Source organism: Candidatus Omnitrophota bacterium (assembly GCA_016209275.1).
Lineage (GTDB): Bacteria > Omnitrophota > Gorgyraeia > Aquiviventales > Aquiviventaceae > JACQWM01.
Genome location: JACQWM010000007.1, coordinates 63,775 through 78,548, shown reverse-complemented (window position 1 = coordinate 78,548; position 14,774 = coordinate 63,775). Strand labels below are relative to the sequence as shown.

The 14,774-nt window shown below is 63.4% G+C and carries 13 protein-coding genes; 11 read left to right on the top strand and 2 right to left on the bottom strand.

Features of this window, described 5'->3' with window-relative positions; translation table 11 throughout:
- The 8 genes from HY737_01720 to HY737_01685 form a co-directional block, all read left to right on the top strand.
- A partial coding sequence (locus HY737_01720; GenBank protein MBI4597108.1) for a Rieske (2Fe-2S) protein occupies positions 1-206 on the top strand: 206 nt, incomplete at its 5' end.
- Positions 207-210: 4 nt separating this feature from the next.
- A complete protein-coding gene (locus HY737_01715; protein ID MBI4597107.1) occupies positions 211-1,284 on the top strand; it encodes a cytochrome bc complex cytochrome b subunit in 1,074 nt (357 codons plus the stop codon).
- 94 nt (positions 1,285-1,378) lie between these two features.
- Positions 1,379-2,569, top strand: coding sequence for a cytochrome c3 family protein (locus tag HY737_01710; protein MBI4597106.1), 1,191 nt, complete (start codon positions 1,379-1,381; stop codon positions 2,567-2,569).
- 25 nt (positions 2,570-2,594) lie between these two features.
- Complete coding sequence (locus HY737_01705; protein MBI4597105.1) at positions 2,595-4,112, top strand: NapC/NirT family cytochrome c; 1,518 nt, start codon at positions 2,595-2,597, stop codon at positions 4,110-4,112.
- A 76-nt stretch (positions 4,113-4,188) separates the two neighbouring features.
- On the top strand, positions 4,189-6,069 hold the full coding sequence (locus tag HY737_01700) for a cytochrome b/b6 domain-containing protein (GenBank protein MBI4597104.1): 1,881 nt from the start codon (positions 4,189-4,191) through the stop codon (positions 6,067-6,069).
- Positions 6,070-6,210: 141 nt separating this feature from the next.
- A complete protein-coding gene (locus HY737_01695) occupies positions 6,211-8,043 on the top strand; it encodes a cytochrome c biogenesis protein ResB (protein MBI4597103.1) in 1,833 nt (610 codons plus the stop codon).
- 10 nt (positions 8,044-8,053) lie between these two features.
- Complete coding sequence (gene ccsA, locus HY737_01690) at positions 8,054-9,709, top strand: cytochrome c biogenesis protein CcsA (GenBank protein ID MBI4597102.1); 1,656 nt, start codon at positions 8,054-8,056, stop codon at positions 9,707-9,709.
- Between the two features lie 51 nt (positions 9,710-9,760).
- Positions 9,761-11,476 carry a nitrite/sulfite reductase gene (locus HY737_01685; GenBank protein ID MBI4597101.1) on the top strand — a complete coding sequence of 572 codons (1,716 nt, stop codon included), beginning with the start codon at positions 9,761-9,763 and terminating at the stop codon, positions 11,474-11,476.
- A gap of 7 nt (positions 11,477-11,483) precedes the next feature.
- On the opposite strand, the gene HY737_01680 is transcribed toward HY737_01685, so the two are convergent.
- Positions 11,484-11,918, bottom strand: coding sequence for a hypothetical protein (locus HY737_01680; GenBank protein MBI4597100.1), 435 nt, complete (start codon positions 11,916-11,918; stop codon positions 11,484-11,486).
- 30 nt (positions 11,919-11,948) lie between these two features.
- Positions 11,949-12,623, bottom strand: coding sequence for a hypothetical protein (locus HY737_01675; protein MBI4597099.1), 675 nt, complete (start codon positions 12,621-12,623; stop codon positions 11,949-11,951).
- 240 nt (positions 12,624-12,863) lie between these two features.
- Between HY737_01675 and HY737_01670 the strand changes: the two genes are divergently transcribed.
- From HY737_01670 to HY737_01660, 3 genes are read left to right on the top strand one after another with little or no spacing between them, the layout of a single operon-like run.
- Positions 12,864-13,457 (top strand): sigma-70 family RNA polymerase sigma factor, encoded by a 594-nt coding sequence (locus HY737_01670; protein MBI4597098.1) that lies wholly within the window; start codon positions 12,864-12,866, stop codon positions 13,455-13,457.
- Positions 13,458-13,880, top strand: a complete 423-nt coding sequence (locus HY737_01665; GenBank protein MBI4597097.1) for a hypothetical protein — start codon at positions 13,458-13,460, stop codon at positions 13,878-13,880. It abuts the gene before it with no gap.
- Between the two features lie 3 nt (positions 13,881-13,883).
- The gene (locus HY737_01660; protein ID MBI4597096.1) at positions 13,884-14,426 is read left to right on the top strand and encodes a peptidylprolyl isomerase; all 543 of its coding nucleotides are present in this window, start codon (positions 13,884-13,886) and stop codon (positions 14,424-14,426) included.
- Positions 14,427-14,774: the final 348 nt, after the last annotated feature.

The window sequence follows — 14,774 nt, the reverse complement described above, 5'->3', positions numbered from 1 at the left end:
GTCAATTGAAAGCCTTCTCCGCCGTGTGCACGCACCTCAACTGCACCGTCCAGTATGATGACGAGGCCAGCGTCATCTGGTGCGCGTGCCATAACGGGAAGTTCGACCTCAACGGCCGGGTGATTTCCGGGCCGCCCCCTCGCCCGCTAGAAGCCTACCAGGTGAACGTCCGCGGCGACGAGGTCGTCGTCTCAAAATCGTCATAACCTCATGAGGCTCGCCGAGCGCTTGAGGGAGTTCTTCCGCCAGCGGTATCCGCTCGGGAGCCTGGCGGATGCCGCCGCGCACAAGACCGTCCCCGTGCACCGCCACAGCTTCTGGTACTACTGGGGCGGCTTGACACTCTTCCTGATCGCCATCCAGATCGCCAGCGGGGTCTTGCTGCTGCTCTATTACCGGCCCTCGGCTTCGGAAGCGTTTGAGTCGGTCCGCTTTCTGATGACGAAGGTGGAGTTCGGCTGGCTCGTCCGCTCGGTCCATGCCTGGGCGGCGAACCTCGTCATCTTCTGCGCATTCGTCCATTTGGCCAGCGTGTTTTTCCTCAAAGCCTACCGCCCGCCGCGCGAGCTGACGTGGGTGACCGGCGCGCTGCTGCTCTTTCTCCTGATGGGATTCGGGTTCACCGGCTACCTGCTGCCCTGGAACACGCTGGCGTTTTTCGCCACGAAGGTCGGAACGGAAATCGCCGGTGTTGTCCCGGTGCTTGGGCCGATCATGCAGATGTTCCTGCGCGGTGGGGGCGACGTCGGCGATGTGACGCTCACGCGTTTCTTTTGGCTGCATATCGCGATCCTGCCGATCGGCCTGCTTGGGTTGCTCGGCCTGCACTTGGCGATGATTCAGCTGCAGGGCATGAGCAAACCGCTGTCCGTGAAGGATGAGCGCGCGATACCTTTTTTCCCGAACTTCTTGCTGCGCGATCTCATCGGGTGGGTGCTGATGCTGGGCGCTGTGCTGGCCGTCAGCGTCTATTGGCCGGCAACACTTGGGCAGAAAGCCGATCCTTTTGCCGTCACCCCCGCCGGCATTGCGCCCGAGTGGTATTTTCTCTGGATGTTTCAGACGTTGAAACTCTTTCCGAGCCACGTCTTAGGTTTGGAGGGCGAGCTGGTGGCGGTGGGACTCACCGGCCTTGCAGGCGGCGCCTTGGTGTTGGTGCCGTGGCTTGACCGTCCAGCTCGAGCCGGGCGGTCATTCTGGCTCGTGCGGCTCATCGGGGTGGCAGGACTGCTGTATATCATGGGGATGACCTTCTACGCCCTGTGGATCGGACAGCACCATTAACATGCAATTACCAATTACCAATCACCAAACCATTTGGTCATTGGGTCGTTGGTGCATTGGTTATTGTTTGATAATTGGTGCTTGGAATTTCGTGGTGGAGGCGGCGGATTCCTGCGTGGAGTGCCATCAAAGTTTTGAGTCGGGAGCCGCGGCCCCCACGCAGGCCATGACCCACGACGTGCACCTCCAGCGCGGCCTCTCCTGCGCGGATTGCCATGGGGGCGATCCGACCGCGGCGGATCAGGCGGCTGCGATGGATGTTGCGAAGGGCTTCATCGGCCGCCCATCGCGAAGTGACATCCCGCAATTCTGCGCGCGCTGCCACGCGGATCCCTCCTACATGCGCAAGTACAATCCCAACCTGCCGACCGACCAGTACGCCAAGTATCTCACCAGCCAGCACGGCAAGAGAATCGCCCAGGGCGATCACGACGTGGCGGTCTGCACGAGCTGCCATGAGGCGCACGGGATCCGGTCCAAACAGGATCCGCTCTCGCCGGTGTTTCCGACGAATATCCCCGGCACCTGTGCGACGTGCCACACGGATGCCAACATCATGGAGCGCCACGGGCTGCCCGTCACGCAGCATTGGGAATACGCGCAGAGCGTGCATGGCCAAGCCCTGCTGCATCGCGGCGATCGCGGCGCGCCCCACTGCGCGTCCTGCCACGGCTCGCACGAGGCGGCCCGGCCCGGAGTGGTCGCCATCGGCAATGTCTGCGCCCAATGCCACAGCCTCACGCGCGATCTGTTTGCGAAGAGCGCGCATAAGGCGGCGCATGAGACGCTGGGGCTGCCCGAGTGCGAAGTCTGCCACGGGAATCACTTGATTCAGAAACCCACGGATGACCTGCTCGGCACCGGGCCCAAGGCGCTGTGCATCACGTGCCATGAGCCAGGCTCCAAAGGATTTGTCACCGCGCAGCGCATGCGCGATGCCATCGAGCGCCTGAAGTCGGAAGAAGTTGGTGCCACGGCCACCGTCAAGCGCGCCGCCGCGCTTGGCATGGATGTCAGCGACGCGGAATTCGGCCTGCAGGAGGCCTCGGCGAAACTGACCAAAGCCCGCACGTATGTCCATTCGTTCTCGTTCTCGACGATGGAGCCCATCGTGGAAGACGGCGTGCAGCACGCGCGCCAGGCCGACGCGCGCGGCCAGCAGGCCATTGCCGAGTTTCATTTCCGCCGCCAGGGGTTATGGATCTCGCTCCTCATCATTGGACTCTTGATCATCGGCCTGATCGTGTGGATTCGCGACCTTGAGCGGCCGCGCGGGCCCTCGTAAGCCCCGCGGCGTTTTCGCGCAACGCATGATGCCTCCATTCCGCAAGCCTCCCAGCCTCCTGCGCAATCCGATCAGCTTCATTGGCATCGCGATCACCCTGACGAGCACGGCGTTCGGGCTGCCGATGATGCTCATCGACATGTTCAGCCATCAGGCGCACCCGTATCTGGCCGTCCTGATCTATCTCGTGCTGCCGTTCGTGGCGATCGGCGGGGCGGTCCTGATCCTGCTCGGAGTGCTGTGGGAGCGCGCCAGCCGCCGGCGCCGGCCGGAGCACGTCGTGCCCCCGCTGCCGCGCATCGACTTAAACTACCCAAAGCATCAAGCGCTCGTCGCGGCGGCACTCATCGGCGTCATGGTGGCCATCGTGCTGCTGTCGGTGACCGGCTACCGCGCCTACCACTTCACGGAATCGGTGAAATTCTGCGGCCTCGTCTGCCACGACGTGATGAAGCCCGAGTACACGGCCTACCAGCACTCGCCGCACGCCCGTGTGGCGTGCACGCAGTGCCATGTGGGCCCCGGGGCGAGCTGGTTCGTCCGCTCAAAGATCAGCGGCGCGTATCAGGTGTATGCGGTCGCCACGAACCGGTACCCGCGCCCGATTGCAACACCCGTCAAGAGCCTTCGCCCGGCGCAGGAGACATGCGAGCAATGCCATTGGCCGGCGAAATTTTTCGGCGCCCAGCAGAAAACGCTCACGCGATATCTGGCCGATGAGCGCAACAGCCCGTGGCAGATCCAGATGCTGATCAAAGTCGGCGGCGGCGATCCCAAGACCGGGGCGACCGGCGGCATCCACTGGCATATGAACATCAACAACCAGATGGAGTACATCGCGTCGGATGAGAGCCGCGAGGTGATTCCCTGGGTGCGCGCCACGGATCATGAGGGGCGCTCCACCGAGTACATGTCGACGGAGCAGCCGCTGAGCCCGCAGCAGCGCGCGCAGGCCACGATCCGCCGGATGGATTGCGTGGATTGCCACAATCGCCCCTCGCACATCTATCGCCCGCCGGATCAGGCGGTGGATCAGGCGTTTGACGCGGGGCTGATGGATCGGCGCCTGCCGTATCTCAAGCGCGAAGCCATCCGCGCGCTGGTCGTCCCGTACGCCACGGAGCTCGAGGCGCGCGATAAGATCGCGCGGCACCTGCTGGCGTTTTATCAGCGCGAATACCCCGAGGTCTATCAAACGCAGCGGCCCGCCATTCAGGGGGCCGCGCAGGCCGCGCAGTCGCTCTACGCGCAGAACATCTTTCCGGAGATGAAAGCGGATTGGCGCGCGCATCCGAATCACATCGGCCACCTGAATTCCGACGGCTGCTTCCGCTGCCATGACGGGCTGCACCAAAGCCCTGAGGGCAAGGTCATCACCAAAAATTGCCAGGCCTGCCACACCATTCTCGCGCAGGGCGCTCCGGAGGAGATGGCGGGGGTGAAGCTGCAAGAGCAGCCCTTCCGCCACCCGGTCGACGTGGGGGTGGATGTGACGGAATACAAATGCAGCCAGTGCCACACCGGCACTTCCGGTGTGGACTAAGCGCTCGAGTCTGCGCTTCTGAGAATATGACGGCTGTCATATTTATGCGGCGCGAATTCAACTAGACTGCCTGGTAATGTCCAGGGGACGGCAGCTCGCAATCGGCGCAGCACTGGCGGTGACCGCACTCCTCGCCAGCCGCGCGGCGACGGCGGCGGCCGAGCCCTTGGAAGATAGCGCGTGTTTTTCCTGCCACGGCGATCCCGCCGCCGGGCGCTTCATCCATCCTGAAAAGTTTTCCGCCTCCATCCATGGCCATAATCACTGCACGAGCTGCCATGCCGATATCGCCGCCGTCCCGCACGACGTCCCTGTCAAGCCGGTCAATTGTAGCCAGTGCCATCAGTTGGAGGCCGAGGTGTACCGGCAGAGCGACCACGGCTTGGCCGTGCATCGCGGGGTGCAGGAGGCCGCGTCCTGCCGGGACTGCCACGGCAATCCGCATGAGCTGGTGAACGTGCGGGATCCCGCCTCGCCGGTTGAGCGCGCCAACATCCCCGCCACGTGCGCTCGGTGCCACAGCCAGACCAAGGAGATGGCGAAGTTTCATCTCAACCAAGCCGCGCCCATCGCCACCTATGAAGAAAGCGTGCACGGCCTCGCCTTGAAGCAGGGCGTGCCGACGGCGGCGGTGTGCACCGACTGCCACGGCTCCCATGATTTGCACAAAGCGACGAATGACGCCTCGAAACTCTTCTGGCAGCAGATTCCGCAGACCTGCGGCAAGTGCCATGAAAACATCAAGAACACCTACGCGCGCAGCGTCCACGGCACGGCCGTCGGAGCGGGGAAACGGGAGGCCCCGGTCTGCACCGACTGCCACGGCGAGCACACCATTGCCGCCGTCAAGCAGGCGACTTCGAAAGTCTACCCGTCCCATATCCCGGAAACCTGCGGCCAATGCCATGCGACGGAGCGCATCGTCACCAAGTACCAGCTGCCATCCCATGTGGTGGATACGTACATGGACAGCTTTCACGGCCTGGCCCTGCAGCTGGGCTCATTGCGGGCGGCCAACTGCGCGTCCTGCCACGGGGCGCATGACATCCTGCCGTCTGGCGATGAACGCTCCTCGGTGAATCCCAAGAACCTTGCGAAAACGTGCGGGGTGTGCCATCCCGGTGTCGGCGGCCTGGTCGCCAAGGGACAGATTCACTCCGGCACGCAGCCCGGCCTGGAGCATCGGGCCGTCAGCGTCGTGCGGAACATCTACTTCTGGCTCATTCTGCTGACGATCGGCGGCATGTTCCTCCACAACCTGCTCGACTTTGCGCGGAAATGCTCGCGCCATTACCAGATGAAGAAGGCCGCAGGCGGACGTCTCCGGATGACGCTCAATGAGCGGATCCAGCATGGCGTGCTGCTCGCGGCGTTTGCCACGCTGGCCTATACCGGCTTCGCGCTGAAGTTTCCGCAGGCATGGTGGGCGACACCGTTTGTGGGGCGCATCGACTGGCGCAGCCTCGGACATCGGGCCGCCGCGCTCATCTTTGTGGCACTCGCCCTGTATCATCTCTGGTTCATGTGCGCGACCGCGCGAGGCCGAAAGGAGTTGAAGGCCTTATGGCCCCGATGGCGCGATGCGATCGACCTCCTCTTGATGATGGGGTTTTATCTCGGCCTACGCCAGGACCGTCCGGCGGTGGGCCGCTACAGTTATGTGGAAAAAGCCGAATACTGGGCGCTGGTCTGGGGGTCGATCATCATGACGCTCACCGGGGCCTTCCTGACGTGGCAAGACTGGACGCTGCGCGTCTTGCCAAAATGGTTTTTTGATGTGATGACGGCCATTCATTACTACGAGGCGATCCTGGCGTGTTTGGCGATTGTGATCTGGCACATGTATTTCGTGATGTTCGATCCGGATGAGTATCCGATGAAGTGGACCTGGGTGACCGGACAATCCTCCGAAGCAGATCAACGCCATCGAAAGCCCGATGATGAACCGCCGAATTGAGTTTGCCCCATCGCCCTGCTGCTGATGGGCGTGCTGACGTTCTTGGCTGTCTGCCGCTTTCTGCCGATTTTTCCCGAGCCGCATGGCGCGGAGATGTAGTATGATAACACCCTGCTTCCGAGGACAACTCGAAGCGTCACCATGACGACTCGCACCCCATTGCATCGGCTCACGAAGACGCTTGGATCACTGACGGTCGCCGTGCCGCTCATTATCGCCATTGCGATAGTGCTGGCGTGGGGCACGATCTATGAAGCGAGATTCGGCACCGCGTCGGTCCAACAGTTCATTTACCGCTCCTGGTGGTTTCAGCTGCTGCTGGGGTTTCTCGCGGTGAATCTTGCCATCGTCGCAGCTTCGCGCTATCCGTGGAAGAAGCATCACGCGCCGTTTGTCCTCGCCCATCTGGGCATCATTTGCATTTTGCTGGGCGGGGTGCTCGGCGGCCGCTTCGGCGTTGACGGGCAAATGATCATTCCGGAAGGGCAGGCCGAGCAGGTCATCGAGTCGCAGAGCAACGTCATCGTGGTGCACGTGCCCGACGAAGCCTCGGCCCGCCCGCCGGATGCGCACGGGCACGCGCAGGCCGACTCGCCGACGGCCGGCGCGCATCAGATCATTCCCACCTCGTTTGAAACGCAGGCATGGGTGCAGGAGCCCAACGCTACGTTCATGGTGTCCCTGTCCGGCCGGACGATCCAGCTGACCGTGGATCGGTTTTATCCCGACGTCATCACGACGGAGACCGTGACCGATGACGGCGCCGACGACCATCCCGCGGTGCAGGTGCGGATCAGCCATCACGAGCAGCAGGATGAGTTCTGGCTGCTCGCGCGGGATGCCGAGCGGTTCGGCACGGGGTGGGGCGAAGCGCATGTCCTGTTTCTGGAGGCGGAGACCGACGCGCAACTGAAGCGGTTGACCGGCGAAGCGACGGAGACCGCACTGCCGCGCGGGATGCTGTCCGTCACGGTGCCTGGGTTGTCACGGCCGCAGCAGATGCCGGTTCCGGCCGAGCGGAATCTCGCGGTGAACGTTCCCGGCACGCCGTATTCGGTCACCTTCAAAGATTATTTCCCGGATTTCGCCATCACTGAGGAGGGGGTCATCTCGCGCTCCGAGACGCCGAACAATCCGGCGATCTCCTTTATACTCAGCGGGCCCGAAGGCACCGACGCCTATTTGCTGTTCGCGCTGCATCCGGATTTTCAGTCGATGCATGGCTTCAAGCACGCGATTCCAGCGCAGGTCAGCTATACCCATGCGGCCGGCGACATGCTGCCGCCGAACGCGATCGCGATCCTCCGGACGCCATCAAAAGGATTGATGGCGGTCCTGACCGGCAGCGACCAGCAGCGCCAGGTGATCAAGCCGCTGGCGCTGAACACCGACTACACGCAGGCGCCGCTCGGCTATACCTTCCGGCTGCTGGCGTCCTACCCGCGGGCTCGCCTGACGGAAACCATCTCCAACCGCAGCAATGAGATTCATGCTGAAGCGATCCACGTCATCGGCACGGAGGGATCGAGCAAGGATGAGGCGTGGGTGTTGTTGCGTAATAGCGCCGAACTCCAGTTGGACAAGGGGCGGGTGGTGGTGGAGTTCCGACCGGATCAGCGCAAACTGCCGGTGACGATCAAGCTGTTGGATTTTCGCAAGATCACCTATCCTGGCACCTCAATGGCCTCCGGATTCGAGGCGGATGTGCAGCTCTCTGATCCTGAGCGCGGCGTGATCCTCATGAAAAAAATCAGCATGAATAACCCGCTGCGCTACCGCGGCTACCATTTTTATCAATCCAGCTACATTGACGGCCCCACGCAGACCACCGTGCTGTCGGTGCGCAACGATCCCGGCACGCCGCTGGTCTACGCCGGATTCCTCGTGGTCGTTGCCGGCATGGTGAGCATGTTTATTCTCCGTCGGAAGGCCCCGGTGATCAGCGGCAAGGCCGGTCGCCGTCGTCGAGCATAAGGAGTTTTCCATGAGACGAGTTGTCAAGATCATGCTCTGCGCCGCGGGATTCGCCGGCCTGGCCGCGTTCGGGCAGGGCTGGGCGCAGACATCCGGCGTGCCGAAGACGGCCCTGAACGCGCTGCGGCGCATCGCGGTTCAGCATAACGGTCGGGTCAAGCCGCTGGATAGCTTCGCGCGCGAAACCCTGCAGCAGATCACAGGCAATCCGCGCTTCCAACAGCAGGATCCGGTCGAGACCATCCTGTTGATGATGGCCGATTCCGAGCCATGGCAGGCCAAGGCGCTGGTGTCGGTTCCGTTCGGTCCTCTGCGGGAGCCGCTGGGGATGGACCGCCACGCCAAGGCGATCTCGTATAACGATCTGGTGGCGTCGCGCAAACTGATGCGGATGCTGCCGGCCATCTCGCAGAAGCAGCAGCGCAGCGAGAAATTGACGATCCAAGAGGAAGAGACGATGGACGTCTTCGGGCGGTTCGTCGCCGTCAGCGGCGTGTTCGAGCAGAAGCTGCATCTTGCACCTCCGCCGGCGGCATCGCTTGATGTGGAGTGGCGCGCCCCCCAGCAGCTCGAAGGCTATCCCGAGCCGCAGGCGGAGGCCATTCGCGCATCATGGACCACTGTGTTGGGGGCGATCCGCGCCGGGCGGCAGGAGACGATCATCACCGCAGCCCAGCAGGCGGCCGCGGCGCTGCAGCAAGCCAATCCTGCGGCCTACCCGGCGGCGTGGCGGCTGACGCTTGAGGTATTCTACAATCACGCCCAGCCGTTTCATCTCGCCCAGCTGTTGTACCTGATGGCGTTCGTGCTGCTTGCGCGCGTCATCGCCTCGGAGCGTCGGAAGCGCTCGGCGCGGATCGGCTTGATCATGTATGCGGCGGCCATGCTGCTGCATGGCGCTGGCATTGCGATGCGCGTGATCCTGGGCGGGCGGCCGCCGGTCTCCAACTTCTATGAGACGATGCTGTGGCTGCCCTTCGTCCTCGTGGTGACCGCCTTCATCTTTGAACGCATCTACCGGGCGAATCTGTTTGCGTTGGCCGCATCGATCCTGGCGGCGGCGACACTGATGCTCGCCGACTTCGTGCCGCTGGACTCCAGCATCTCGCCGGTGGTGGCGGTGCTGCACAGCAACTTGTGGCTCACGATTCATGTCTTGACGATTGTCGGCAGCTACGGCGCCCTTGCCCTGGCCGTAGGCCTAGCTCACATCTATGCGTGGTTGTCGCTCAGCCGAAAACGCGCGCGCAGCGAGATCTTTGCCAAGCTGGATCTGTTTTTGTATCGGTCGCTGCAAGTCGGCGTGGTGACGCTGGCGGCCGGCATCATGCTGGGCGCGGTCTGGGCGAACGCCTCCTGGGGCCGGTACTGGGGCTGGGATCCCAAGGAAACCTGGGCGCTGATTACGCTGTTGTGGTATGTCGCGGTGCTGCATGGCCGCATGGCCGGCTGGCTGCACGGCATTTGGGTGGCCCTGGCCACCATCACGGGATTTTTTCTCCTCCTGATGACGTATTACGGTGTGAGCTTCTACCTCGTCGGCCTGCACAGCTACGCCGGCGGTCATGCCAAACCCCTGCCGCTGCTGTTGATCATCTATATGGCCGCTGAAGTCGCCTTTCTGGCACTGGTAGGCGCTGCGGCCACGCGCCGCCGCACTTCCTGATCTTCATCATAGAAGCCTGTGGCGTTCCGGCTATACTTTTGGGTTACCCCCATGCGCGAAACCACGGTCGTCGACGCTGAAATCCAGCATCTTGAGTCGCAGCTAGCCCGCCTGGCCCAGGGCGCGCTGGATCCTGAGCTGTTCAAGAAGCTGCGCCTGCAATACGGCGTCTACAGCATGCGGCGCGCGCCCGACAGCTACATGATTCGGGTGCGCGTGCCGCTGGGTATCATCACCCCGGAGCAGCTTGAGGCCCTTGCCACCGCGTGCGAGCAGTTCACCCCGGCCCGCCAGGTCCATGTGACTACGCGCCAGGATGCGCAGCTCTACGGGGTTGAACGCGGCGCCGTGCCGGCCTTCCTGCGCGGGCTATCCGCCGCGGGGTTGACGACGCGCGAGGCCAGCGGCAACGTCGTGCGAAATATCACGCTCTGCCCGTGGGCCGGGGTCTCGCGCGAGGAGCCGTTTGACGTGACTCCGTATGCCCAGGCGATCAGCGACTATCTGCTGCGCAATCCGCTCACGCAGATCCTGCCGCGCAAGGTGAAAATCGCGTTTGAAGGCTGCCCGACGGATCATGCCCGCACACAAATCCACGATCTGGGCATTGTGGCGGCGGTGCAGGACGGCCGCCGAGGGTTTCGCATCTACGCCGGCGGGGGGCTCGGCCCGGCACCCGCAGCGGCGAAGCTGCTGGAGCCATGGACCGAGGCCGAGTTGCTGCTGCCGACGATCGAGGCGGTCCTGCGCGTCTTTGAGCGGCACGGGGAGCGGCGCAACCGCGCCCGCGCCCGCCTCAAATTCCTCATCGAGCAACTCGGATGGGAAGAGTTCCGGCAGCGCGTCATGGCGGAGCGTCCCGCCGTGTGGGCTACCCAGTCCGGCTACGCGCTCAGCGCGCTGCATCTTCGCGACGACGCCTCGCCGCCAGTGCGAGCATGCCTCTCAAGCACGCATCCGGCTCCGGAAGGCTTTGCTCGATGGAGCACCACGAACATTGTTCCCCAGAAACAGCCGCGTTTGGTGAGCGTCATCGTGCGCGCGCCGTGCGGCGATCTCTCCTCAGCACAGCTTCGCGGGCTGGCGGACGTGGCGCGCAGGTATGCCGGCGGGGCGAGGCTCATGAACACCCAGAACGTGCTGCTGCGGTTCGTGCCGTATGCCGCGTTGCCGGCCGTGTATGAAGAGTTGGAGCGCTTGGGTCTTGCCGAAGCCGGGGCAGACCGGCTGGCGGATGTCACCCGCTGCCCAGGGGCGGATAGCTGCTTATCCGCTATCACCCATCCGCGCGGATTCGCCGAAGCGGTGGACGCGCTGTGCCGCAACGGGCTCTCAGCCTGGGCGGATGCGCCGATCTCGATCAAGATCTCCGGCTGCCCCAACGCCTGCGGCCAGCATCATATCGCGGACATCGGAGGCTTTGGGGTCGCGGTCAAGGTGGGCGAGCGGCATGTCCCGTGCTACCAGCTGCTCGTCGGCGGCGGCACCGCAGAGGAATCGACGCAATTTGGCCGTCGGCTGCTGCGGGTTCCGGCTCAACGAGTGCCGGAGGCCGTCAAACGGATCGTCATGTTCTATGGCGAGCAGAAGCAGCCTGATGAACCATTCGCCTCGTTCATCGCCAGGATCGGCCTTGACCCCCTGAAATTCCTTCTGCAGGATCTCGCCGAGCTCAATGGTGCTGCGCAGACGCCTGAGCTGTTCGTCGATCTGGGTGAGACCGAACCCTTTGCCCCCGCCGCCGGCAAAGGGGAGTGCGCGGAGTAATCCTTCCTCAGTAAACCCCGCCCACAATAATAACCGTGGGGCGGGGTAAACCTTTTCGCCCGTCCGGCGTCTTACTCAATAGAACAAGGAGGGCACCATGATGAAGAGACGGCTGCTGGGCATTGTCGTGGCAGGACTCTTGGGTTGCTCCGCGCAGGCATTCGCCGAACCGCCTAGCAAAGATCGCGTTGAAAACCGCGCCGATCGTCGGGAGAACCGCCAGGATCGCCGAGAAGATGTGAAGGACCGGCGAGAAGATGTGAAGGATCGGCGCGAGGATATCCGCGATCGCCGGGAAGATGTCCGTGACCACCGAGAAGACGTGCGGGATCGGCGCGAAGATATCAAAGATCGTCCGGGTCCTGATCCTGCCAAGCTCCAACACTTGCGCGAACTCAAGGAAAAGAATCCTGAAGCCTACAAAGAAGCTATCCAGCAGCATCGCGGACAACTGAAGGAACGTCTGGAGCAGTTAAAGCAGAAGAATCCTGAGGCGTTTGAGCGCGTCAAGGACAAGCTCCAAGCGCAGCGCCGCGAGCGCCTCCAGCATCTGAAGGAGGCCAACCCTGAGAAATTCCGCGAAGTGATGCAGCACCGGCTGCAATACATGAAGGAGCATAACCCGGGGCGATTCGAGCAGTTTATGCAGAATCATCCGCGCATCCAGGAGCACTTCGCCGATCGCATGGAAGCCCGTCAAGACCGCCGAGAGGATCGCCAGGATCGGCGAGAGGATCGCCAGGATTGGCGCGAAGATATCCGCGATCGCCGCGAGGATGTGCGGGATCGCCGAGAAGACGTCAAGGATCATCGAGAGGACATCCGCGATCGCCGCGAAGATCGGTGGGATGCCAGGCATGACGGCGGACCGCGGGATCGGCTCGAGGATATCAAGGATCGGCGTGAGGATATTCGCGACCGCCGGGAGGACGTGCGCGATCATCGAGAAGACGTGAAGGATCGCCGCGAAGATCGGCATGACCGACGGGAGGATGTCCGCGACCATCGGGAGGATGTCCGTGACCGGCGTGAAGATCACCGAGAGCGCAAGCGTGAACAGGGCGGGCCAGGCCCGGGACATGATCGGGGTGTGCGCGATCATGGCCAAGGAGAGGGACGCGGTGGTGTCGGCCAGGGCGGCGAGCATCGCCGATTTGGTCCTGGAGAGCATGGCGGGGCGAATCGCCCGCAGGGCGGACCAGGCGGCGGGCCTGGACAGCGCATGGGTGGCGGTCCAGCAGGCGGTGGGTCTCGCGGGGGAGCCATGGGTGGCGGCTCGAAGGCCGGCGGTAGTGGGCCCCGTGGCGGTGCCGGTGGCGGGGCTAAAGGTGGCGGCGGTGGCGGCGGACGGCGTCGGTGAAAAAACTATGTTATACTACTGCGAGCGATGGGCCAATCCGATGCGGAGATTATCACCGCTGTCCTGCGCGGAGAGGTGGATCGGTATGCCGAGCTGGTGGATCGCTACCAGGGCCCCGCGTTTCGCTTGGCACTTAGCCTGCTCGGCCATCATGAGGATGCGAAAGACGCCTCGCAAGAAGCCTTTGTCAACGCCTACCGTTCGCTTCGCCGATTCCGCGGGAACGCCAAGTTCTCCACATGGCTCTACCGCATCGTGGTTAACGAGTGCAAGGATGAGGTTCGCCGGCGCATGCGCGCTCCGGCGGCGGCCGCCGTCGTGGGTGAAGCTGATCCTGATGATCCTGACAGCTCGTGGTTCATCGACGTGGGGGATCCTGCAGCCGATCCCAGCGACCGCGCCGCGAATCGCGAATTGGGGCGCCGGCTCGCCCAGGCGATTGGGAGGCTGCCCATGAAACAGAAAACCGCGTTTGCGCTGCATCATCTGCAGGGGTTACCACTGATGGAGGTTGCCGGCGTGATGGATTGTCGCGTCGGAACGGTCAAGGCGCACATCTTTCGGGCTGCCGCGTCGCTGCGCAAGCAGCTGACCCCGTGGCTGAATGAGGAGGGACTGTAAATGGAGTTCGCTTCGTGGCTGGCGGCGTGGCTCAAGCGCCATCCGCTGAAGGAGCCCGACGGATATGAGCGGATCCGCTACACCGATGAGGTGATGGCGCGCGTTCGACGCCTTGCCCATCCCGTGCCGGTCCCGGCGCGGGCGGCCTGGCCCTGGCCGAGGGTGGCGGTGGCGTTCGCGGCCGCGGCGGCAAGCCTCGTCCTCGCCTTCGGCGCGCTCCGGCATCATGCGGCTGGGCCGGCGGCCACACCCATGGTGCTGGCCGAGCGCCAAGATGATGACGCGACGTGGCTTGAGCAAACCATGCAATTACTGAATGAGCTCGATGAGCAGATTGATGAGTCATCCGACAGCGCTTCGGGCGAGGAGTGGATCGACGACTTGGAATTGCTGGACGATTCGGACTTTGCGGCGAGCTCCTAACCCATGATGCCCCGCCGAGGTTTCGCGAGTGTTACCGCCATCGGGCTGGCCGGGCTGCTGGCCGCCGGCGCAATGGCCGCGGAGCAAGACGCGCCGTCTTCCTTCAGCGTTGAAGACGGGATGAGTGTGACCCTGGACTACACGCTGACGGCGGATGGGAAAACCGTGGAGTCCACGAGCGGCCAAGGGCCGCTGCAATACGTCCACGGCCGCGGCCAGATCATCGCAGCGCTTGAGCGAGCGCTGGCCGGTTTGCATGCCGGCGATGAGAAAGAGGTGACCATTTCGCCGGAGCAGGGCTACGGCCAATATAATCCGTCGCTGGTGATGGAAGTGGAGAAGCGCGATCTTCCGGTTGGACTCCAACCGAAACCCGGGCTCGTCTTCCGCTATGCTGATGAGCAGGGCCGCAGCATCCGAGCCACCGTCAAACAGATCAAGAAAACCACCGTCATCTTGGATGGGAATCATCCGCTGTCAGGCAAGACGTTGAATTTTAAGATCAAGATCGTCGGTATCGAGCCCGCACCCCCACCCGCTGCCTGACCCGTGTTGACGAGCCGGTATAAATCGTTCTTCAATCGCGCCATTGAGCCGCTGGCGCGCGCGCTCGCTGCCACCGGCATTTCGCCCAATGCCCTCACCCTTGCGACACCACTGCTGAGCCTGATCGTGTGCTGGTGGTTTCTCCGCACGCGGGCGATTCTCCCGTTTTGCGTGATGATCACGGCCGTCGCCTGCCTCGACTGGGTGGATGGGGCGGTGGCGCGCCTCAGCGGGCGGGCCAGCCGCTTCGGCGGCTACCTCGACGCCATGGTGGATCGCTACGTGGACGTGATCATCAGCGTCACCATTGCCATCGCCAGCGGCTATTGGCTGTGGTCGATGCTCAGC